The organism is Mycobacterium sp. NGS40, from assembly GCF_059812735.1.
Genome location: NZ_JCALDG010000009.1, coordinates 115236 through 137205 on the forward strand (window position 1 = coordinate 115236; position 21970 = coordinate 137205).

General features: G+C 64.0%; 21 protein-coding genes. 11 read left to right on the forward strand and 10 right to left on the reverse strand.

Annotated elements, in window-relative coordinates; genetic code table 11:
• Window positions 1–64 precede the first annotated feature (64 nt).
• Genes AC5Y5O_RS15740 through AC5Y5O_RS15760 form a run of 5 tightly spaced genes read left to right on the forward strand, consistent with a single transcriptional unit; the run spans window position 65 to window position 4803 of the window.
• Complete coding sequence (locus AC5Y5O_RS15740; protein ID WP_500025690.1) at window positions 65–1057, forward strand: Rieske 2Fe-2S domain-containing protein; 993 nt, start codon at window positions 65–67, stop codon at window positions 1055–1057.
• Window positions 1054–1683, forward strand: a complete 630-nt coding sequence (locus tag AC5Y5O_RS15745) for a cysteine hydrolase family protein (protein ID WP_096289481.1) — start codon at window positions 1054–1056, stop codon at window positions 1681–1683. The genes AC5Y5O_RS15740 and AC5Y5O_RS15745 overlap by 4 nt, the downstream gene beginning before the upstream one ends.
• The gene (locus AC5Y5O_RS15750; RefSeq protein ID WP_096289482.1) at window positions 1680–2300 is read left to right on the forward strand and encodes a PaaI family thioesterase; all 621 of its coding nucleotides are present in this window, start codon (window positions 1680–1682) and stop codon (window positions 2298–2300) included. Before AC5Y5O_RS15745 ends, AC5Y5O_RS15750 begins: the two co-directional genes overlap by 4 nt.
• Window positions 2301–2320: 20 nt before the next feature.
• On the forward strand, window positions 2321–3979 hold the full coding sequence (locus AC5Y5O_RS15755; RefSeq protein WP_096289483.1) for an acyl-CoA synthetase: 1659 nt from the start codon (window positions 2321–2323) through the stop codon (window positions 3977–3979).
• Window positions 3976–4803: an SDR family NAD(P)-dependent oxidoreductase gene (locus AC5Y5O_RS15760; protein ID WP_096289484.1), complete on the forward strand. Its 828-nt coding sequence runs from the start codon at window positions 3976–3978 to the stop codon at window positions 4801–4803. The genes AC5Y5O_RS15755 and AC5Y5O_RS15760 overlap by 4 nt, the downstream gene beginning before the upstream one ends.
• On the opposite strand, the gene AC5Y5O_RS15765 is transcribed toward AC5Y5O_RS15760, so the two are convergent.
• A complete protein-coding gene (locus AC5Y5O_RS15765; protein WP_243394160.1) occupies window positions 4800–6236 on the reverse strand; it encodes a coniferyl aldehyde dehydrogenase in 1437 nt (478 codons plus the stop codon). The genes AC5Y5O_RS15760 and AC5Y5O_RS15765 overlap by 4 nt on opposite strands.
• A 170-nt stretch (window positions 6237–6406) precedes the next feature.
• Between AC5Y5O_RS15765 and AC5Y5O_RS15770 the strand changes: the two genes are divergently transcribed.
• From AC5Y5O_RS15770 to AC5Y5O_RS15780, 3 genes are read left to right on the forward strand one after another with little or no spacing between them, the layout of a single operon-like run.
• Window positions 6407–7612, forward strand: coding sequence for a cytochrome P450 (locus AC5Y5O_RS15770; protein WP_096289486.1), 1206 nt, complete (start codon window positions 6407–6409; stop codon window positions 7610–7612).
• A 58-nt stretch (window positions 7613–7670) separates the two neighbouring features.
• Window positions 7671–8888: a CaiB/BaiF CoA transferase family protein gene (locus AC5Y5O_RS15775; RefSeq protein ID WP_096291284.1), complete on the forward strand. Its 1218-nt coding sequence runs from the start codon at window positions 7671–7673 to the stop codon at window positions 8886–8888.
• Between the two features lie 51 nt (window positions 8889–8939).
• Window positions 8940–10085 carry a thiolase family protein gene (locus AC5Y5O_RS15780; protein WP_165796443.1) on the forward strand — a complete coding sequence of 382 codons (1146 nt, stop codon included), beginning with the start codon at window positions 8940–8942 and terminating at the stop codon, window positions 10083–10085.
• Between the two features lie 26 nt (window positions 10086–10111).
• Here AC5Y5O_RS15780 and AC5Y5O_RS15785 read toward each other — a convergent pair whose 3' ends face one another.
• The 4 genes from AC5Y5O_RS15785 to AC5Y5O_RS15800 all read right to left on the reverse strand — a co-directional run bounded on the left by AC5Y5O_RS15785 (window position 10112) and on the right by AC5Y5O_RS15800 (window position 12079).
• A complete protein-coding gene (locus AC5Y5O_RS15785; protein ID WP_243394131.1) occupies window positions 10112–10837 on the reverse strand; it encodes a peroxiredoxin in 726 nt (241 codons plus the stop codon).
• A 213-nt stretch (window positions 10838–11050) separates the two neighbouring features.
• A complete protein-coding gene (locus tag AC5Y5O_RS15790) occupies window positions 11051–11182 on the reverse strand; it encodes a DUF8730 family Cys-rich protein (RefSeq protein ID WP_500025691.1) in 132 nt (43 codons plus the stop codon).
• Window positions 11183–11222: 40 nt separating this feature from the next.
• The gene (trxA, locus tag AC5Y5O_RS15795) at window positions 11223–11597 is read right to left on the reverse strand and encodes a thioredoxin (RefSeq protein ID WP_096289490.1); all 375 of its coding nucleotides are present in this window, start codon (window positions 11595–11597) and stop codon (window positions 11223–11225) included.
• Between the two features lie 101 nt (window positions 11598–11698).
• Window positions 11699–12079, reverse strand: coding sequence for a carboxymuconolactone decarboxylase family protein (locus AC5Y5O_RS15800; RefSeq protein ID WP_096289491.1), 381 nt, complete (start codon window positions 12077–12079; stop codon window positions 11699–11701).
• Between the two features lie 84 nt (window positions 12080–12163).
• On the opposite strand from AC5Y5O_RS15800, the gene AC5Y5O_RS15805 reads away from it, so the two are divergent.
• Window positions 12164–12577, forward strand: a complete 414-nt coding sequence (locus tag AC5Y5O_RS15805) for a DUF302 domain-containing protein (RefSeq protein ID WP_096291285.1) — start codon at window positions 12164–12166, stop codon at window positions 12575–12577.
• Window positions 12578–12658: 81 nt separating this feature from the next.
• Here the strand turns inward: AC5Y5O_RS15805 and AC5Y5O_RS15810 are convergent, their stop codons facing one another.
• Complete coding sequence (locus AC5Y5O_RS15810; protein ID WP_096289492.1) at window positions 12659–12967, reverse strand: hypothetical protein; 309 nt, start codon at window positions 12965–12967, stop codon at window positions 12659–12661.
• Between the two features lie 183 nt (window positions 12968–13150).
• On the opposite strand from AC5Y5O_RS15810, the gene AC5Y5O_RS15815 reads away from it, so the two are divergent.
• Together AC5Y5O_RS15815 and AC5Y5O_RS15820 are read left to right on the forward strand one after the other, a co-directional pair.
• On the forward strand, window positions 13151–14608 hold the full coding sequence (locus AC5Y5O_RS15815) for an NAD(P)/FAD-dependent oxidoreductase (protein ID WP_096289493.1): 1458 nt from the start codon (window positions 13151–13153) through the stop codon (window positions 14606–14608).
• A gap of 11 nt (window positions 14609–14619) precedes the next feature.
• Window positions 14620–14793, forward strand: a complete 174-nt coding sequence (locus AC5Y5O_RS15820) for a hypothetical protein (RefSeq protein WP_165796394.1) — start codon at window positions 14620–14622, stop codon at window positions 14791–14793.
• A 319-nt stretch (window positions 14794–15112) separates the two neighbouring features.
• Here AC5Y5O_RS15820 and AC5Y5O_RS15825 read toward each other — a convergent pair whose 3' ends face one another.
• The 4 genes from AC5Y5O_RS15825 to AC5Y5O_RS15840 form a co-directional block, all read right to left on the reverse strand.
• Window positions 15113–18049 carry an MMPL/RND family transporter gene (locus AC5Y5O_RS15825; protein ID WP_096289494.1) on the reverse strand — a complete coding sequence of 979 codons (2937 nt, stop codon included), beginning with the start codon at window positions 18047–18049 and terminating at the stop codon, window positions 15113–15115.
• Complete coding sequence (locus tag AC5Y5O_RS15830) at window positions 18046–18477, reverse strand: MmpS family transport accessory protein (protein WP_096289495.1); 432 nt, start codon at window positions 18475–18477, stop codon at window positions 18046–18048. Before AC5Y5O_RS15830 ends, AC5Y5O_RS15825 begins: the two co-directional genes overlap by 4 nt.
• Window positions 18478–18828: 351 nt before the next feature.
• A complete protein-coding gene (locus AC5Y5O_RS15835) occupies window positions 18829–21522 on the reverse strand; it encodes a cation-translocating P-type ATPase (protein WP_500025692.1) in 2694 nt (897 codons plus the stop codon).
• 146 nt (window positions 21523–21668) lie between these two features.
• Window positions 21669–21938 (reverse strand): metal-sensitive transcriptional regulator, encoded by a 270-nt coding sequence (locus AC5Y5O_RS15840; RefSeq protein WP_500025693.1) that lies wholly within the window; start codon window positions 21936–21938, stop codon window positions 21669–21671.
• Window positions 21939–21970 lie beyond the last annotated feature (32 nt).

The window sequence follows — 21970 nt, forward strand, 5'->3', positions numbered from 1 at the left end:
GGAACGAACTGCTGAAATCTATACTGTAATGGATTTAGTATCAACGATCGCGAGAGGCGCCAGTGTGAAAGTGCCGTTCACCTGGAAAGTCACCGGCTGGTTCATGGTCGGGTGGTCCCCCGAGTTTCCCGTCGGCGAGGTCCGGCCGCTGCAGTACTTCGGCGAGGATCTGATCGCCTATCGCGACGAGTCGGGCGAGCTGCACGTGCTGGAAGGACACTGCAAACATCTGGGCGCCCACATCGGTCACGGCGGCAAGGTGGTCGGCGACTGCGTCGAGTGCCCCTTCCACGGGTGGCGCTGGGGACCGGACGGCACCAACCGATACATCCCTTACCAGCCGGACCGGCCCAACAAGGCGCTGCGGCTGAAGTCGTATCCCGTCCGGGAGCAGTACGACTGCGTGTTCATCTGGCATCACCCCGACGGCAAGGAACCGCAGTGGGAGATGCCGGACATCTTCCTCAAGTTCCCGCAGTTCGAGACGGATCCGGCGGGCTATTACCGGGCCTATCCGGAGTTCTCCCGGCGCGCCGCGCGCGAGCCGGTGCATCCGCAGATCGTCGCGGAGAACGCACCCGACAGCGCCCATTTCGAGTACGTCCACCACGCGACGGTCACACCCCGGGTGCTGGACTGGAAGATCGTCGACCAGGAATGGCAGTTCATCGCGGGCTGGCCGGATGCGCGCAGCGACAACCCCGACGATCTCGCATTGCGGTTCCACAGCCACTTATTCGGTCTCGGCGGGGCGATCAGCGTCTTCGAGGGAGCGCAGAATCACCGGCTGATCTTCACCTGCACGCCGGTCGACGACGAGTGCTCGGACCTGTTCTATTCGATCTGGTGGCCACGAACTCCCGGCGACGACGCCGACGTACCGGAGGGCAAGCTGCGCGACCTGATCGAAAGGCAGTTCCTGTCCACGGTCTTCGACGACCTGCAGATCTGGCGCTACCAGAAGTACGTCGAGAATCCGGCGCTGTCCAAGGTCGACGCGAAAGGCTATATGGCACTGCGGAAATGGGCGACCCAGTTCTACGACGTGCCAGCATGAAGCCTCGACTCGCCGACCTCGTTGTGCCCGGACACACCGCGATCGTCGCCCAGGAATGTCAGGGCGCGGTCATGGGCCCGGACGCCGGGCTGGCCATGCTCGCCGAGGAAGCGCGCCGCGAGGCGCTACCCAACATCGTGCGGTTGCTCCCGGCGGCCCGGGCCGCCGGGGTGCACGTCGTGCACTGCCTGGTGCAGCGGCGGCCCGACGGGCTCGGGTCCAACCACAACGCCAAGATCTTCGCGATGAGCGGCGGCAACCAGGTGGACATCACCCCCGGCACGCCGGGAGCCGAGGTACTGCCCGAATTAGGTCCCGAGCCAACGGATTTGATTCTGCGCCGCTGGCATGGCGTGGGACCGATGGGCGGCACCGACCTGGACGCGGTGCTGCGCAACCTCGGGGTGTCCACGATCGTCGTGGTCGGCGTCTCGCTGAACATCGCGATACCCAACGTCGTCATGGATGCGGTCAACGCCGCCTATCGCGTGGTCGTGCCCCGCGACGCCGTCGCGGGCATCCCCACCGAGTACGGTGCTGCGATGATCGCCAACACGCTGTCGCTGCTGGCAACGATCACCACGACCGACGATCTGCTCCAGACATGGAACGAAGGATCCGCATGACCGACACCGCCTCCGGAACCCGCGGCGGGTTCCCCGACGTCCAGCCCGTCGAAAATGCTCCAGTGGAGCTCGGACCGTTCGTTGCGGCGCTGCGCCGACTGCAGGATTTGACCGTGTCCACCAATCCCGATCCGGAGCTGTGGGCCGCGGCCACCACACATTTGGAGAACGCCTGCGCCCTGCTGGACGGGCATCAGGTACCGGAGACCGAGGCGGTGGCCGGCCGGGTACTGAGCCTGCCGGGGTTGGCGCACCCGCTGATGCCGCCCTGGATGGTGACGGAATTCGGCCCCGACGGCGTCACGATGGAAGGACATTTCACCCAATCACACGTCGGCGGCAACCACGCCGTGCACGGCGGCATGATCCCGCTGTTCTACGACTGGATGTTCGGCATGGTGGTGTCCACCGCGGGCATTCGCCCGACCCGCACCGCATACCTGCACGTCGACTACCGCAAGATCACCCCGATCGACGAACCACTGATCGCACAGGGCCGCATCAGCAGTACCGACGGCCGCAAGGTCTTCATCTCCTCGACGATGACGTCGGCCGACGGATCGCTGCTCAGCGAGGCCAACGGCCTGATGGTCCGCCTGCTACCCCACCAGCCGTGAGAGGCGCTCGAAGGACAAAGATGTCAGAAACCGCAACCGAATTCACAGTCCCCGCAGTCGCGGACGCCGTCGCGGCCACGATCGGCGATCGCGACCTGCTGATCCAGGGCGACAAGCGATTCAGCTATGCCCAGACCATCGAGCGGTCCAACCGGCTGGCCTCCTATCTGCACTCGCGGGGCCTCGGGTGTCACACCGAGCGCTCCGGCCTGGCCGGCCACGAGGTGGGCCAGGACCTGCTCGGCCTGTACGCCTACAACGGAAACGAATTCGTCGAGTCGTTGCTCGGCGCGTTTGCGGCGCGGGTGGCCCCGTTCAACGTCAACTACCGCTACGTCAAGAGCGAGCTGCAGTATCTGTTGGCGGATTCGGGCGCTACCGCGCTGGTCTACCACGCCGCGTTCGCGCCGCGGGTGGCCGAGGTCCTGCCCGAGTTGCCGAAGCTGCGGGTGCTGATTCAGATCGCCGACGACTCGGGCAACGACTTGGTGCACGGCGCAGTCGATTACGACAGCATCATCGGTTCCAGCCCGGCCAAGCCACCGCCGGTGCGGCACTCCCCCGACGACCTCTACGTCCTGTACACCGGCGGCACCACGGGAATGCCGAAGGGCGTGCTGTGGCGCCAGCACGACATCTTCATGACGTCCTTCGGCGGCCGCAATCTGATGACCGGCGAGCCAGCCGGTTCGGTCGACGAGATCGTGGAACGGCTCACCCCCGGCCCCGGCACCAAATTGATGGTCCTGCCACCACTGATCCACGGTGCCGCACAGTGGAGCGTGATGACCGCCCTGACCACCGGACAATCCGTTGTATTCCCTTCCGTCGTCGACCATTTGGATGCCGAGGACGTAGTCCGCACGATCGAGCGGGAGCGGGTAGCGGTGGTGACGGTGGTCGGCGACGCGATGGCCCGCCCGTTGCTCGCCGCCATCCAGAAGGGAATCGCCGACGTGTCGTCACTCGCCGTGATCGCCAACGGCGGCGCCTTGCTCACCCCATATGTCAAGCAGCGGTTGATCGAAGCGCTGCCGAACGTCATCGTCGTGGACGGCGTCGGATCCTCTGAGACCGGCGCGCAGATGCATCACATGTCGGCCTCGGGCGCGGTGTCCACCGGCACCTTCAACGCCGGCCCGGATGCATTCGTCGCTAGCGAGGATCTGTCGTCGATCCTGCCACGGGGACATGACGGAATCGGCTGGCTGGCCCAGCGCGGCTACATTCCGTTGGGCTACAAGGGCGATGCAGCCAAGACCGCCGCGACCTTCCCGGTCATCGACGGTGTGCGGTACGCGGTCCCGGGCGATCGGGCCCGGCACCGCGAGGACGCCAGCATCGAATTGCTGGGCCGTGATTCGGTGACGATCAACTCCGGCGGCGAAAAGATCTTCGTCGAGGAGGTCGAGACCGCGATCGCCTCGCATCCCGCGGTGGGCGACGTGGTGGTCGCGGGGCGGCCGAGTGAACGATGGGGCCAGGAGGTGGTCGCCATCGTCGCGCTGACCGACGGTGCGCACGCCGAGGCCGACGAACTGGTGACGCACGCCGCGCAGTCGCTGGCCCGCTACAAGCTGCCCAAGGCGATCGTCTTTCGCCCCGTCATCGAGCGCAGCCCGTCGGGCAAGGCCGACTATCGCTGGGCGCGCGAGCAAGCGGGACAGGGGAATTCATGAAATATCAGGATCGGGTCGCCGTCGTCACCGGCGCCGGCTCGGGAATCGGGCGCGCCTTGACCCTCGCGCTCACCCAGGACGGGGCGCACGTCGCGGCATCCGACATCGACCAGGCGAATCTGGCCGCGACACAGGCGATGTGCAGTCCCGGTCAGGTGAGCACCTATCGGGTCGACGTCGCCGACCGCGACGCGGTGTGTGGGTACGCCGAGGACGTGCGCCGCGATCTCGGGCCCGCCTCGATGCTGTTCAACAACGCCGGCGTCGACCTGTTCGCCAGCATCGCGGACATGTCCTGGAAGGACTTCGACTGGCTCGTCGGCATCAACATCGGTGGCGTGGTCAGCGGGACGAAGGCCTTTCTGCCGCAGCTGATCGAATCCGGCACCGCCCGGCGGCCCGCCAGGCTGGTGAACCTGTCCAGCGCCTTCGGCCTGATCGCGGTCCCCTACCAAGGTGCTTACAGCACTTCGAAATTCGCGGTGCGGGGCTTCACCGAAGCGCTGCGCCAGGAGATGATCATGGAGCGCCATCCGGTGACCGTGCACTGCGTGCACCCGGGTGTGGTGCGCACCAACTTCGGGACCAACATGCGCACCGCGGACACCGAGGATCCCGAGCAAGCGGCGAAGTACTTTTCGCGCCTGGCGCTGACGTCGCCGGAGAAGGCCGTCCGGGCCATCCTGCGGGGTGCCGAGAAGAACCGTCCCCGCATCGTGATCGGACCCGACGGCTGGGCAATGGCGGCGATGCCGCGCCTGCTCGGTGTCCGGTACGCCGACCTGATGGCGCGGGCCGCGCGGCTGAACCCCAACGCGCGCTAGGCGCGCGGATCGCCCCGGAGTCGGCGGCGGGTCCGGGCCCGCGTCACGCGCATCATGGCGTCGGCATACATGCGCATCGATTTCCCGAAGGGTGGCGCGGCGCTGCCGGTGACGCTGAACGGCAGATCGCTGCCCACGACTGACCGGTGGTGGGAGAACGCGTCGAAGCCGGCCTTGCCGTGATAGGCCCCCATCCCGCTGCGGCCCACGCCGCCGAACGGCGCGCCCGACGGAATCATCTGTGCGGCAAAGTCGTTGCGGGCCACCCCACCGCTGCGGGTGGTGCAGACGAAGGTGCGGAAGTCGGCGTCGTCGGGTCCATACCAGTAGGCCACCAGCGGCGCCGGCCGCGCGTTGATGTAGTCGATCGCATCGCCCAGGCGCGAATATCCCTTCACCACCAGGACCGGGCCGAAGATTTCTTCGGTGGCGATCTGCATGGTGTCGTCGATGTCGCGAACGATGGTCGGTGCGATCTTGCGGGAACCGCGGTCGGGCAATAGCTCGCCCTCGGGTGCAACGGTTTCCACGGTGGCACCGTGGGCACGCGCGTCGTCGATCAGACCGACGACCCGGTCGAAGTTGGCCTCGTTGACACTCGAGCAGTAGTCGTCGTTGGCGACGATGTTCGGGAACATGTCGCGTAACGTCTCCCGTGCGGCGCCGACGAAGTTGTCGAGCTGGTCGTCGGGGACGAAGACGTAGTCGGGGCACACGCAGACCTGTCCCCCGTTGACCATGCGGCCCTGCGCGATCCGGGTGGCGGATCGGCGGATGTTGGCGGCGGGTGCGACGACGACGGGATTCTTACCGCCGAGCTCCAGCGTCACCGGAACCAGGTTTTCGGCGGCCGCCCGCTGCACCAGCGCGCCGACCGAGGGCGAACCCGTGAAGAACAGGTGGTCGAACGGCAGCGTCGAGAACATCGCGGCGACCTCGGGACCGCCGGTGACGATCTCGAGCTCGTCGGAGTCGAAGTACTTCGGCGCGGTCGCCTTCATCAACTCGGCGGTATGCGCGGTGATCTCCGACATCTTGATCATCACGCGGTTGCCCGCCGCGAACGCGGTCGCGGCCGGCAGCACCACGAGATTGAGCGGGAAGTTCCACGGACCGATGATTCCGACCACGCCGAGCGGCGACGGCTGGACCTCGGCACGCAGCCCGACGAGTCCGGCCGCGCGCAGCAGCTTGGTGGCCCGCATCCATTGCCCAACATGGGATCTCGTGTGCTCGATCACCGAGATCATGCCGATGACCTCGGTGAACAGCGTTGCGGCCTTGGACCGGGTGCCGAAATCGGTGGCCATGGCGTCGACGAACGCGTCGGTGTTGTCGAGCACCAGCGCCATCAACCGGTCGATCCGGTTGCGCCGTAGCGCCAGGCTGGGTGGTCCGTCGGCGATGAATGCTTGGCGCTGCCGGGCCAGGATCGCACCCAGGGCCGCCCGCTGCTGTTCGACGGTGCTGCCGGCGCGTTCCTCGAGTGTGCTCATGCCAGTGCTGATCCTAAGCCCATGTTGTCTACTGTAATAATTACAGTACGATCTTACGTAACGACGGCCCGTTCGTGCCGAGGCGGAAGAAGATGCTGGAGATTTAGGTGACGACAAACGTTCACACCGCCGGCACCGGCGAGGAAACCGTCAGTCTGCGCGACCCTTATCCGTACTTCGCTCACAAACGCCGTCAGTCCGGGGTTTTCCGCGGAACGGTCATGGATTACACCAAGACGCCCGAGTCGATGCTGCCCAAGAACGAGTACTCCGCGGTGTCGTTCAACGCCGTCAACACGGTGTTCCGGGACGGGCGGGTGTTCAGCTCCAAGCCCTACGACAAGACGATCGGCCTGTTCATGGGTCCCACCATCCTGGCGATGGAGGGCAAGAAGCATCGCGAACACCGCAACCTGGTGTCGGCGGCCTTCAAGTCCAGGGCGCTGGAGCAGTGGGAGCCGACGATCGTCCGGCCGATCTGCAACGCGCTGATCGACGAATTCGTCGAAACCGGCAATGCCGACCTGATCCGGAATTACACCTTCGAGTTCCCCACCCGCGTCATCGCCCGGCTGCTCGGGCTGCCCGACGAAGATCTGCCGATGTTCCGCAAGCGAGCGGTGCAGTTGATCAGCTACCACGTCAACTACGAGAAGGCCTTCGAGGCGTCCGCGGCGCTGAAGGACTACTTCGTCGCGCAGATCGAGCAACGCAAGTCCCAGCCGACCCAAGACATCATCGGCGATCTGGTCACCGCCGAGATCGACGGCGAAAGGCTGACCGACGAGGCGATCTATTCCTTTCTGCGGCTGCTGCTGCCCGCCGGCCTGGAGACGACCTACCGGTCGTCCGGAAACCTGTTGTATCTGTTGCTCACCCATCCCGAACAGTTCGCCGCGGTGCAAGCCGATCATCAGCTGATCGGCCCGGCGATCGAGGAAGGTCTGCGTTACGAGACGCCGCTCACCACCGTGCAGCGGTTCACCACCGAGGAAACCGAGCTGGAAGGCGTGATGATTCCACAGCGCGCCGTGGTCGGTGTGTGCATCGGTTCGGCCAATCGCGACGAAACGCGCTGGGAGCGTGCCGAAGAATTCGACATCTTCCGCAAGCCCGTGCCGCACATCTCGTTCGCCGCCGGCGAGCACACCTGCCTGGGTCTGCACCTGGCCCGGCTGGAAACTCGCGTCGCGGTCGAATGCCTGCTGCGCCGGTTGACGAACTTCACCGTGCTCACCGATGACGATCCGCACATCCACGGTCAGCCTTTCCGTTCGCCGACGGCGCTTCCCGTGACGTTCGACGCCAAGTAGCGTCCGCGATAGGTCTTCTGACGTCGAGACGGAGTTGGTGGGAGAAATGGTCAAGGTAATGCAGGGCATTCGTGTCCTCGAGGTTGCGCAGTTCACCTTCGTCCCGGCGGCGGGAGCGATTCTCGCGGACTGGGGTGCGGACGTGATCAAGGTCGAGCACCCGCTGCGGGGCGACACGCAACGTGGCTTCCTCAATATGGGAGGTATTCAGGTCAACCCCGACCGGCATCCCTTGATGGAACATCCCAACCGCGGCAAACGCAGCGTCGGCATCGACGTCTCCACCCCGGGTGGTCAGGAAGTGATCTACGAACTGGCCAAGACCTCCGATGTGTTCCTGACCAACTACAAGCCCTCTCAGCGCCAACAGCACAAGTTCGACGTCGAGCACATCCGCGCGGTGAACCCGAACATCATCTACGCCCGGGGTTCGGCCTACGGCGACAAGGGCGCCGAGCGCAATGTCGGTGGCTACGACGGGACGGCGTTCTGGACGCGCAGCGGCATCGGTTATGCGTTGACGCCGGAGGAGCTGGGCGGCGCACTGGGACAAGGCATTCCCGCGTTCGGCGACTCCATCGGCGGCATGTTCATCGCAGGCGGCATCTCGGCGGCGCTACTGCATCGCGAGCGCACCGGAGAGGCGGTCGAACTGGACGTCTCGCTGCTGAGCACGGCGTGGTGGGCCGCCGGCGCCAGCATGACCCAAGGCATGGAGACCGGAGAGGTGATGCGCACGCCCATGCCGGGGTCGGCCGCTGCGATATCGGTGAATCCGTTCATGGGCAATTACGAGACCTCCGACGGCGGCACGATCAACCTGTGCATCATCAGCCCGACGGGCGTGATCCGGGACACCTTCGAACACCTCGGCATCCCCGAGGCCGCCGACGACGAACGCTTCTCCGAGGTGCTCCCGTTGATTCAGAATGCCAGCGCGGCCGCCGAGCTGATCGCGAAGGCGTTCGCCGCCAAGCCCTTTGAGTATTGGCGCCAGCACCTCAAGACGATGAAGGGTCAGTGGGCGCCGTTCCAGAGCCTGCTCGACCTGGCCAACGATGAGCAGGCCATCGCCAACGACATGATCGCCGAGGTCGAAGTCGCCGCAGGCGGGGCGCCGTTCAAGGTGGTACGCGGCCCGGTCCAGTTCAACCACGAGCCACTGGAAACCACCCGGGCGCCGCAGGCGTCCGAGCACACCGAGATCGTGCTGATGGAGATCGGCATGGACTGGGACCGCATCGAGGAACTCAAAAACGCAGGAGCCATAGCGTGACGAATTGCGCCGGCGACGATGCAGAGCGCAGCGATGAGGAGGAGTGGCGCCGTGAATGACGTGGCGATCATCGGGGTGGGCCTGCACCCGTTCGGCCGGTTCGAGGGCAAGTCGGCGATGCAGATGGGCGTGGACGCCATCCTTGCCGCGGTCGCCGACGCCGGTATCGCCTGGCAGGATGTGCAATTCGCCACCGGCGGCAGCTGGACCGTCGCCAACCCGGATGCGATCGTCGGCATGGTCGGGCTCACCGGCATCCCGTTCACCAACGTGTTCAACGCGTGCGCGACGGCGGCCAGCGCGGTCAAGGCCTGCGCCGACGGAATCCGGTTGGGCGACTATGACATCGGCATCGCGATCGGCTTGGACAAGCACCCGCGCGGGGCCTTTACCGAAGACCCGGCACTGGTGGGCATGCCGAGTTGGTATGCGGAGAACGGGCAATATCTGACCACCCAGTTCTTCGGCATGAAGGCCAACCGCTACCTGCACGACCACAACATCTCGCGGGAGACGCTGGCCAAGGTTGCGGCGAAGAACTTCCGCAATGGAGCGTTGAACGCATGCGCGTTTCGCCGTAAGCCGATCTCCGAAGAGGACATTCTCAATTCGACGATGCTCAACTATCCGTTGACCCAATACATGTTCTGCGCACCCGACGAAGGTGCCGCCGCGGCGGTGATGTGTCGGGCCGACATCGCGCACCGCTTCACCGCCAAGCCGGTCTATCTGAAGGCGGTGGAGGTCCGCACCCGGCGCTACGGCGCTTACGAGGTCAACACCACGTGCGCTCCAGTCGAAGAAGACGTCGCGCCAACGGTTTACGCCGCCCGTGCCGCGTTCGAGAAGGCCGGTGTCGCGCCCGCCGACGTCGACGTGATCCAGTTGCAGGACACCGATGCCGGCGCCGAGATCATCCACATGGCCGAGTGCGGGTTCTGCGAGCACGGCGACCAGGAAAAGCTGCTGGCCGACGGCGCTACCGAGATCAGTGGCCCGATGCCGGTCAACACCGACGGCGGGCTGATCGCCAACGGCGAGCCTATCGGCGCCTCCGGGCTGCGGCAGATCCACGAAATCGTCCGCCAACTCCGCGGTGAGGCGGGCGACCGCCAGGTGCCCGGGAATCCAACGGTGGGGTTCACCCAGCTGTACGGCGCCCCCGGCACCGCCGCGGCGACCATCCTGACGACCTGACGCAAGCCGCGGGCCCTCACCAACGCCTAGGAAATCCGAATCGCGGACTCAACGTCTTCGACCCCGAGTTCCTGAGTGCAGAAGAACCAGTCCTCGCAATGCGTGCTGTCGGCGTGTCCCGCCATGCGCTCTTGCGCGGTACCGAGAGACCCGGGCGGGGGCAGGATTACCGGTTCACCTGGTCGCCAGTCGGCTGGTGTCGCGACGCCGAAATGGTCCGCTGTCTGTAATGCCTTGACAACACGCAGCAATTCATCGAAGTTGCGTCCGAGGCTCAACGGATAGTAGATCATCGCGCGCACGACGCCGTTGGGGTCTATGACGAAAACGGCACGAACCGCTTTCGTCGAGTCCTCCCCGGGCATTATCATTCCGTACCGTCGCGCGACATCCATTGAGACGTCTTCGATTACCGGATAGTTGATCTCGACTTCCTTGAGGTCGCGGAAGACAATTCGGGCTTTGATCGTTCGTAGCCAGGCGATGTGGCTGTAGAGCCCATCGACTGATAGACCCACCAGTTGTGTGTTGTAGGCCGCGAACTGTTGCTGCATCGAGGCAAAGGTCATGAGTTCGGTTGTGCAGACGGGGGTGAAGTCGGCGGGATGCGAAAACAGGATGACCCACTTGCCGTTGTAATCGCCGGGGAAGTTGATCTCGCCCTGAGTGCTAGTGGCGGTGAAAGCGGGGGCTGGGTCACCAATACGCGGCATAGGCGATGTCTCAGCGGCTGCTTCGATACTGTCGGTCATAAGATTGATCCCTTCTCACTACTTCTAAGCGTGCGCCTGATTCGCCTCGTCCCCATAGGGTCGATGGTCACCAGCGGGCGGGCGTCAAGACCTTTGTGCACATTCCTGCTTCGTCAGTTGGTTCTGCCCCGCAATGAGGCCTACTGCTGACGCAGCGGCCCGTGAAACACTGGTCTAGTTGGCATTCGAACATGTCGTCGTGGCAGGGACACGTTATCTGGGGGCGCTAGGGCGACAGTTACAACGTTGGTCGGCGGGCACATGTCTCATCACGCTTTCGGCGTGCAGACCACAACCGGCCCACGTGATCTTGCCGCAGTGGGAGCACCTTACGGGGTAGCACATGGCAACTCACTTGCTGCCAAGGTCTGAAAGCCTTGGGCGACTAGGCATTTGCCGCAGCCTTGCGCTCGGCGATCTTGGCGCGGACTCTCGTCATGTCGAGGCCCTCTACCTGGTCGAGCAAATTGTCCAGTACTGCTGGTGACATCGCGCCCGGCTGGCTGTACACAAGGATCCCCTCGCGGAATGCCATGATGGTTGGAACAGAACGGATGCCGACGGTCGCGGCTAGTTCACTCTCGGCATCGGTGTCGACCTTCGCGTGAAGAACATCCGGGTGGTTTTGCGCCGACCGTTCGAAAACCGGCGCGAAAGACCGACATGGCCCGCACCACGGGGCCCAGAAGTCGACCAGCACGATCGGACTTGAGATAATCGTCGCCTCGAAGTCTGCGGCGGTGAGCGTTTTGACGGTCATTGGTTTCCTTTCGAACTTGAGGGTATTGACCCAATCTCAGGATTTGTCCGGCTTCCAGGGTCGGCCCTGGGGTCTCTAACGGCGGACCTACTCCGGTGTAATCATTGAGACGAGCCGGGGACGGCTTCCGAAGCCCTGTCGGCGAATTCACAGAAGGCGTCGTAGGCACGAGCACCGTAGATCGTGGCCGGCCCGCCGTGCATCAGAATGCTGACGCCAATGGCCTCGGCGGCCTCCTCTTTCGATGCACCGGCACGAGCCGCTCCTTGGGCGTGGGAGGCGATGCAACCGTCGCATCCGGCTACGACCCCGATCGCCATCGCGATCAGCTCCTTGAATTTCTGGTCCAACGCCCCCGAGTTCAGTGCGCCATTGCTCATCTCTGCAAAGCCCCGGTACACCTCCGGGATCATCTTGCGTAGCGCGCGGTGCTGAGGGTTGAGGTCGTCGAGCACGTGGTGGTAGTGGTTGTCTTCAGTCATGCCTATTACAATACTTATACGGGTGGGGGTATTCCAGATTCCGCCCACAATTGATCCGACGCAACACCGTAGAAAGGGATGGCCATGACCATGGGGCTAACTACCAAGTTGAACACCACATTCGAAGATGCGGTCGAACGGGCCACCCGGGCTCTGGCCGATCAGGGCTTCGGGGTGCTCACCAGAATCGACGTCAAATCCACACTGAAGCAAAAGCTCGACTTGGACATGGAGGACTATCTGATCCTGGGTGCCTGCAACCCGGTCCTGGCACACAAAGCCCTGAATGTGGACCGCCAGATTGGTCAGTTGTTGCCCTGCAACGTAGTGGTGCGAGCCGACCCCGACAGTCAAGCTGGCGCCGTACTGATTGAGGCGATGGACCCGCAGATCATGATCAAGGTCACCGACCAGCCGGCACTTCGCCCAATCGCCGACGAAGCCGCCGCAAAATTGCAGGCCGCAATCGAGGCGCTGGGCAACAGTCAAGGCTCGTAACCGATACTTTGGATCGAGCTGTGCCACACTGGCGGCCAATCTAATTCGTGAAGAGGGCCGGGTTGCCGCGATGCCCGAAAGCTAGGGTCGCGCTCGAGGACCCATCGGCCCCATTTCACCAGGTGGCATCATGCCGCCTGTGCCCATCATCGGGCAAGTGCCGTAGTGACCACCGGCCCGGTCGGGCCAGCCGTCACGTCGCCATCCAAAGTCGTCCGACGACCGGCCCAACAACACCCCAGAGAAGAAGATCACGGCGACCACGAATACGACGCCGGCAGCAATGCCCACCCACGCCGCGGATTGCCCTAGCCGACTTGGCCGCTCGGATCTTTCCGTGCCGAGCGGCCGTTCGAAAGAGACGGGGTTGGATTCAGACGTATCAGCCATGGTCGAACGATGCAGCACATATTCCTGCGGCGGTAGGGTCAATCGGCCCTAGGAATGCGCTGTCGTCGCGCGCATTCTGGGCTCGGAGTGCGAGTTCTGCCGCGCCCGCTGGGTATACCCATGGGGGTAAATGCCAGGCTGCGACCGTGCGATCAGATCGCCACAGTTGACGGAGGAGTTTCAATGGCACGAGTCGTCATCCTCGGTGCTGGTATCGCCGGACATACGGCCGCGCTGCACCTGCGCCGATGGCTAGCCCGCACGCACGAGGTCGTCGTGATCTCTCCCAATGCCGACTGGAACTGGATCCCATCGAACATCTGGGTGGGCGTCGGCCGGATGGACGCCGCCAAAGTGCTCATTCCACTGAGGCCGATTTACCGGCGCAAAGGCATCGTCTTTCATCAAGCGCTGGCCACAGCGCTGCATCCAGAGGGCACCGCAGGCCAGTCGGCACCGTCGGTGGACTTCACCTACACCGACGAGGAGCACGGTGGCCAGACCGGCTCCATTACATACGACTACCTCGTCAATGCCACTGGGCCGCAACTGAATTTCGCCGCCACACCCGGGCTCGGCCCTGCCGGCCACTCATACTCGGTGTGCACCGCGTCCCATGCCGTCGAGGCCGCCAAGGCACTCGACCGGGTCATCGCCAGGCTGAAGGCCGGCGAGAGACAGCGTCTGGTCATCGGCGTCGGACACGGCACCTGCACCTGCGAGGGCGCGGCGTTCGAGTACACCTTCAACGTTGAGCACACGCTGAGAACCGCGGGAGTACGAGATCTCGCCGACATTGTCTATCTCACCAACGAGTACGAATTGGGCGACTTCGGGGTCGACGGCATGAGTTTCGTCGACAAAGGCTTCGTGCAGTCCAGTCGGTTGTGGACTGAATCGCTGTTCCGTGAGCGCGGCGTCAAGGCCATCACGCAGGCAGCTGTCCACGAGGTGATGGATGGCAAGCTGCGTTACGAACAGCTCGACGGCCAAGAGCACGACTTGGAGTTCGACTTCGCCATGCTGTTGCCGCCATTCAGGGGGGCTGCCCTTGCGGCATATGACAAGAGCGGCAACGACATCACGTCCGCGTTGTTCGCACCGTCTGGTTTCCTGAAGGTGGACGCCGACTACTCGGGCAAGCCCTTCGACGAGTGGTCTGCCGAGGACTGGCCGCATACCTACGAGTCTCCTGTCTACCCGAACATCTTCGCGCCGGGCATCGCGTTTGCACCCCCGCATCCGATCTCTCGGCCGCGTACCAGTCCGAACGGAACGGTCATCACGCCCAGCCCGCCGCGGACCGGTATGCCGTCGGGCATCATGGCCAAGACCGTGGCCGAGACCATCCGCGATCGAATCACCACGGGGGAAACCACTGCTGCACACCGTGCCTCAATGGCAGGTATGGGCGCCGCATGCGTGGCGTCGGCCGGCACCGGTCTGCGGCAAGGCTCGGCCGCCGCGATGACGATGTTCCCAGTAGTCCCCGACCCGGTGAAGTATCCGCAGACCGGTCGTGACATCGGCGGCACCTCCGGCGAACTCGGCCTGGCCGGGCACTGGATCAAGCTGCTGTTGCATTACCTGTTCATCTACAAGGCCAAAGGCCGCCCATTCTGGTGGCTCATCCCCGAGTGAAAGGCACTCCGATGGATGACGAAAGCACGTATTCAGACGTGAACGCGCAAACTGCCGAGCGCATTGCCGACGCACCGCTGCCGACCGCCGCGACGTTGCGAATGCGTCAGAACATCTTCGTCCAGTTTTGGCGATTCGTTCGAATCAATCTCAAGATGCTGCGAATCATCTACGGGCACGGCTGAAGGGCGATCGCAACGGGTGTGTTTCGGCGGAACACGAACGCCGCTCGAAATGGCTGCCGGACAGCGCGCTCGCCAATCTGAAAGTTACTTATGTTCGGGCCTTCCGGCGCTGGCAAAGCTGGCTGCACCGGCGCTCGAAAGCGCTGCTCGCCGGCATCGACAGCGTTGCCAGTGCTCGATCATTATGACCGGCCCTATTCGACGAGCATCACTCGGCCTCGAGTCGGACGAGATCACCCCGGCGATCGTTGCCGCGCTGGGACGCGGCCCATTACAGCCAACGGCGTTTACGTTCGCCGCGTCGGATTCACGTGATGTCCTATGGATTCGCATCAGCATGACTGGCCTTTTGCCCATTGGGTGTTGAGCCTTTGGGCATCGCAGCATCGGTATCTTCGCCCAGCAGGAGGGAACGAACCAGGCGGCGGGGCCCGAAGGGCCGCAGCATGAAGCTGGCGGGGCGCGAGCGCACGCGCAGCGGCCACCAGAACCACCGGCCGAGCAGCGCCGCGATCGACGGCGTCATCAGCGAGCGCACGATCAACGTGTCAAAAAGCAGGCCCAGGCCGATGGTGCTGCCGGCCTGGCCGATCGAGCGCAGGTCGCTGGCGACCATCGACATCATGGTGAAGGCGAAGACAAGGCCCGCCGTGGTGACCACCCCACCCGTCTCGCCCATCGACCGAATGATGCCGGTCTTGAGGCCGGCGCCGATCTCCTCCTGGAACCGTGACACCAGCAGCAGGTTGTAATCGGATCCGACAGCCAGCAGGATGATCAACCCGAACACCGGCGCGATCCAGTTGAGCTCCAGACCGAAGAGGTGTTGCCACACCAGCACCGAGAGCCCGAAGGCGGCACCTAGCGACAGCAGCACGGTCCCGACGATCACCAGGGAAGCAACCAAAGCCCGCGTGATGATCACCATGACGACGAAAATCAGCGTCAGGGCCGCCAGTCCCACGATCAGTAGGTCGTAATGGGATCCCGACTGGATGTCACGGTAGATAGCCGCCGTCCCGGCGAGGTAGAACTTGGCACCGGTCAGGGTCGTTCCCTTCACCGCTTGATGCGCGGCGGCCAGTTCGGGCATGACGGCTGAAATACCCGGCGGGGTAGCCGGGTCCGCGTCATGGGTGATGATGAAGCGCGCGGCCTTGCCATCCGGCGACAGGAAGAGCTTCAGACCGCGCTGGAAGTCGGCATTCTGGAAGGCTTCCGGCGGCAGGTAGAAGTAGTCGCCGCTGCGGGAGGCGTCGAAGGCCTGCCCCATTGCGCTGGCGGTGTCCGTCATCTGCGCCATCTGTGTGACGAGGCTCGAGAAGCTGCTGTGCATCGTGAGCAGAGTTCCCTGCATGGATTTGGCGACCGCGATCATCGGCGGGAACTGCGCGGCCATCTGAGGGATGATCGCGTCGACATTGTCCACGTCCTTGATCAGCGTGCTCATGTTCTCGCTGAACTTGTCCACACCGTCGATCGCCTCGAACACCGATCTCGAAGCCCAACACACCGGGATGTTGAAACAATGTTGTTCCCAATACAAATAGCTGCGGAACGGACGGGCGAAATCGTCGAAGTCCGCGAGATGATCACGCATCTCGTCGAGAGTTGCTTGCATATCGCGCATGTCGCCGACCATGTGGTGCGTCGCGTTGCTCATCTGTCCGAGCAGGCGCTGCATCCGCTGCATCGAGCCGATCATGGCGCCGAGATCGTCGCTCATCTTCAGCATGTCGGCCGTGCGGTCCTTCATGAATTGAAGGTTCTCTTGGATCGGGATGGATTGGGCACTGATCTGGAATGGTATGGACGTGTGCTCGATCGGCCCGCCCAGCGGGCGGGTGATGCTCTGCACCATCGCGATTCCCGGCGAACGAAACACGTCTTTGGCAAGCCTGTCCAGGATGATCATGTCGCCGCTGTTCCGCATGTCGTGATCGCTTTCGATCATGAGGATGTCGGGATTCATTGTGGCCGCGGTGAAATGACGCTCCGCCGCGGCATATCCGACGTTGGACGGCAGGCCGGCCGGAATGTAGAAGCGGTCGTTGTAGCTGACCTTCATGCTCGGCATGATCAAGATGCCGACGATGGCGATGACCAAGGAGGCCGCGAACACCGGACCGGGCCAGCGCACGGTGGCGGTGCCGATGCGCCGCCACCCGCGAGTCTTGATCATCCGTCGTGGGTCGAGTAAGCCGAACCGGGTTGCCACCGCGACGACGGCCGGGGCTGCGGTCATTGCCCCCGCGACGACGACGAGCAACCCGAGCGCGGATGGAATGCCCAGCGCCTTGAAGTACGACAGCCGTGCCAGGTGCAGGCAGAAGGTGGCCCCGGCAATCGTTAACCCCGAGCCCACGATGATGTGCGAGGTTCCGCGGAACATGGTGTAGTAGGCCGTCTCTCGGTCCTGACCGGCCTGCCGCGCCTCCTGGTAGCGGCCGATGAGAAAGATCGCGTAGTCGGTTCCCGCCGCGATCGCCAACGAGGACAACATCGCGACCACGAACGTCGAAAATCCCAACAGTTCGTAATTTCCGAGGAGCGCGACAAGCCCTCTGGCCGTGCCCATCTCGAAGCCGACCATGACGAGGACCAGCAGCACCGTGCTGACCGATCGATAGGCGATGAAGAGCATGATCATGATGACCACGCCTGTCACGCCCATCATCTTGAACATGCTCTTGTCGGCGGCCTCGTTCATGTCGGTCGTCAGCGGTGCCGGACCGGTGAGGTAAACCTTCAGCCCGTGGGGCGGGTTCGGCTTGTCGATGATTTTGCGCACCGCATCGACGGATTCATTGCCCAGGGTGCTGCCCTGGTTGCCGGCCAGGTTGAGTTGGACGTAGGCCGCCTTGCCGTCCTTACTCTGGACGCCCGCGGCGGTGAGTGGATCCCCCCACACGTTCTGCACGTGCTGCACGTGCTTGGGATCCTCCTGCAGCTTTTTCACCAGGCCGTCGTAATAGCGGTGCGCCTCTTCGCCGAGTGGCTTGTCGCTCTCCAGGACGATCATCGCGATGCTGTCGGAGTCCGACTCGTGAAACGTCGCGCCGATACGTTTGGCGGCGATCATCGCCGGCGCGTCCTGCGGCGACATGGTCACCGCGTGCTTGCGCGCGACCGACTCGATCGGCGGCACAAGCACGTTCAGGGCAACGGTCAGCAGCAGCCAGCCGATGATGATCGGCCACGCGAACGTGTAGACGAATCGCATGAATTTCGGACGGGCGTCGCTATCGGTGTTCATGCGGCCTTCACCAGGCAGGAGGTTTGGGCGTGGTGCCCGGCCGCAAGCCTTTCGTCCTTGACCTCGTCGTTGACGGTGATGCGGCACCCGATGTGGTCGCTATCACCCTGTGCCACGACGTTGGCGATCACGGCTGGCACCGTCGTGGTGATTGTGTAGGTCCATGGCAGGCTAGTGAAGTCCGCCTGTTCCGGCTGGGCACTCTTGTTCAGATAGCTCACGCTGCCCGCCGTGTCGCTCGGTCCATAAATCTCATACGTCACCCGCTTGATATGCGACGGCTCGAGCGGTTCGGCGCTGCTGCCAGTAGCCGTGAAGATTGCGTCGGAGCCGAAGACGCTGCGCAACCGGGTGACGGCAACACCGCCGAGTGCGACGGCGACCACGACCACGAGCGGCACCCATCCTCGTCTGAGAAATGTGAACATCGAAGTTTCCCTTGGTTTCGTTCCCTCGTCTGGCCAGTTTCGCGTCAGGTCGACACACCGAACAGGGCCGTTCGGCCCATGATCCAGATGGCTTTGGGTAGCCAACTGCGATTACTAGAAATTGCCGAGTGATCTGGCCGATCGCAGCGGTCGCTCGTTCGCCGCTAACGGGATAGCGCCGATCCGCCCTGTGACATGCACGATCTCCCATCTGCCCCTCGATCACCCGCGTCATATATACCCTACCCGGTATAGCATAGTAACCCGGGCTATGTCAGCGACTACTCGCTGCCTGTACGAGGCTGCTGGACAGCAGCCCGGTTTCTCAAGCGCTGCAGGTATTCTGGCTTTTTACGATCCGACGGGCCCGCGGCGCCAGTTGACCCCAAGCCACGCCTGACCTGCCCCCAGCGGCAGCAGGCTGCACCCGACGGCCACCACACAACCTTTGACACCTATCGCGTGAATCTGCAACACCCCTGCCAGCACCGGGATGGTGAATGCCGCACCGATCAGCACCAGGCACAGCGCCAGCGCCCACCACACCAGCGGGTTGCGCGTTACGGCGTTGTCCAGCAACGTGGTACGGCGGCCACGCATGTTGAAGACATGCCATAGCTGGGCCAGCGCGATGGTCAGAAACGACACGGTCGTCGTTGCCGCGCCACCCAGCCCAACGACCTGCGTAACGAAGACGATTGACAAGAGGGTGCTTGCCGCGATGGCCACACCGTAACCCGTCATTGTGCGCCAGTGACCGGCGGTGATGATGGGTTCATGTGGGCGGCGTGGCGGCCGGTGCAAAACATCCCCCTCGCCCTCACCACTGGCCAACGCGAACGCCGGAAAAACGTCGGTGACCAGGTTCAGATACAAGATTTGCAGCGGCAGCAACGGCAGCGGCATGCTGACGAACACCGCCAGTGCGACCACCAGGACTTCCGCTAAATTGCACGACAGCAGGTAGACCGCGAAGCGCCGAATATTGTCGAAGATGACTCGGCCCTCGCGCGCCGCGGTCACGATCGTCGGGAAACTGTCGTCGAGCAGCACTATGTCGGCCGCATCGCGCGCAACCTCGGTGCCCCGCTTGCCCATCGCTACGCCGATGTCCGACTTCGTCAGCGCGGGCGCATCATTGACGCCGTCGCCGATCATGGCCACGATCTGCCCTTCGGCTTGGAACAGCTCGATCAAATCAAGTTTCTGCTGGGGGCTCACCCGCGCGAAGACCCGCCTCTGGGCCAGCTCCGCGCGAACTGCTTCCGGAGCATCCCTCAGGCGCGGCAGGTCATTTCCGGTCGTCACGGCACCGTCGGTTGCGGAGATGCCCACCTCCCGGGCGATGGCCAGCGCCGTACTCGGGTGATCGCCGGTGGCCATGACAACGCCGATCCCCGCGTCGCGCAATGCGTTGACCGCGTCCGCGATGTCAGATCGTGGCGGGTCGCGCAGTGCTACCAAGCCGATGAACGCGATCCCGTTCCCGACGAGTCGCTGCGGATCCGTGCACGGTGCAGCGGCGAGGGCAAGCACGCGCAACCCGTCGGCCGCGAGTTCTTCGGCGGCCTCGAGCCACTCGGCCTTGCGGCGATCGTCGAAACGCTCAGCCACGACACCCCTGCGATCGGCGAGCGCCAAGACCGCTTCGGGCGCGCCCTTGATGGCGGCGAGATACCGATCATGGTCGCGATGGACGGTGGCCATCCATTTGGTGGCGGAGTCGAACGGGTACTCGCGGACTTCCGGGTAGTGGGTCAGCTTTTCGCTACGGTTTAGCCCCGCGACTGCGCCGGCGCGTAACAGCGCAACTTCCATCGGATCACCGGTACCGGTGTCGGTTTCGGCGTCGTAGTCGGCGTTCCCGCACAACACCGCGATAAGAAGCGCCCTCGCTAGTTCCGCATCGGTGGACGGGTCGACCACGACACCATCGGTGCGAACGGTCTTGGTGTGGTAGTCGAGCTCGAATGCACCCGTGGCCGTGACAATGCGCTCGACGGTCATCCGATTCTCGGTCAGCGTGCCCGTCTTGTCGGTGAGCACGACCGTCGTCGAGCCGAGCGTCTCGACGGCGGGAAGGTTCTCCACCAGCGCGTTGCGCCGGGCCATCCGCAGCATTCCGCGGGCGAGCGCGAGCGTGGCAACAATGGGCAGGCCCTCGGGGATCGCTGCCACCGCGAGCGCGATAGCGGTCTCGACCATGAGCGGCACCGACCTGCCGGTGACCAGTCCCGTCGCCGCCACGATGGTCGCCAACACCAGGGTCAACCAAATGAGCTGGCGAGACAGCCGGGCGAGCTGGCCTTCCAACGGAGACCTTCCCTCATCAGCTTCCTCGACCAGCTGGGTGATGCGACCGAGTTCGGTGGCCAACCCGGTACCCACCACAATGCCCACGCCGCTGCCCGCGACCACATGCGTGCCCTTGAACAGCATTGCGTCGCGCTCGTGCAGGGCGGCAGCTCCGGCGTCCGGCGCCACGGACTTGCTGACCGGCACCGACTCACCGGTGATCGCCGACTCGTCAACACCCAGAGCCGCGCTGTCCACACACCGTAGGTCGGCCGAAACGACGTCACCGGCCTCCAACAGCACCACGTCGCCGGGCACCAACGCGTCGGCGCCGACGACCTCCGACCGGCCGCTCCTGCGGACCCGAGCGCTTCGTCCGCCGAGCGCACGCAAAGCCTCCATCGAGCGCACGGCCTTGCGCTCCGTGCCATAACCGATCGCGGCGTTGAGGACCAACACGATCGCGATCGCCGTCGCCTGGTGCCATTCAGCGAACGTCAAAGACACCGCCATCGCCGCGGCCAACAGCGCCACGACAGGATTGGCGAACTGGCGCACCAGCAGGATCAGGTCGGAAGTCGGTTTGCGGGTCTGCAGGAGATTGCGTCCGAATAACAGCTGCCGACGCTCGACCTCCGCCGCGCTCAGGCCGACGGCGGGGTCGACGCCCAACCGGGCAGCAACGTCCGCAGCCGACATCGCGTGCGGAAGCTGCGGTATTAGCTCTGGTGAAGCGACTGCGGATTCCATCGGTTCGAGCCTGGCATTGGGTGCATCCTGCAGTCAGGGGTCAAAGGTCACACATCGCACCCGATTTCGGCCCCTCGCTCATATTGGGTTCCCTTGTGCCTCAACGTAAACCCACATAAAACACGCAGCGCTGTTAGCCGGGTGCGTCAGGCCAGCGTGAGGAAGAGCTTCTCCAACTCGTCTTCGGTCAGCGGCTTCTTGCCCTTTGCGGCTTTTCCGGTGCTGCATTCGCGCATCCCGGTGGCGACGATTTTGAATCCGGCGCGATCAAGCGCGCGAGACACCGCGGCGAGCTGCGTGACCACGTCCTTGCAGTCGCGGCCCTGCTCGATCATCGAAATGACACCGGCCAGCTGGCCTTGCGCACGCCGCAGCCGATTCAGCACGGCAGCAATGCTGTCTTCGTCACCAACCATCACGGTCCCTTCGCTTCCTGAATATTCCACTA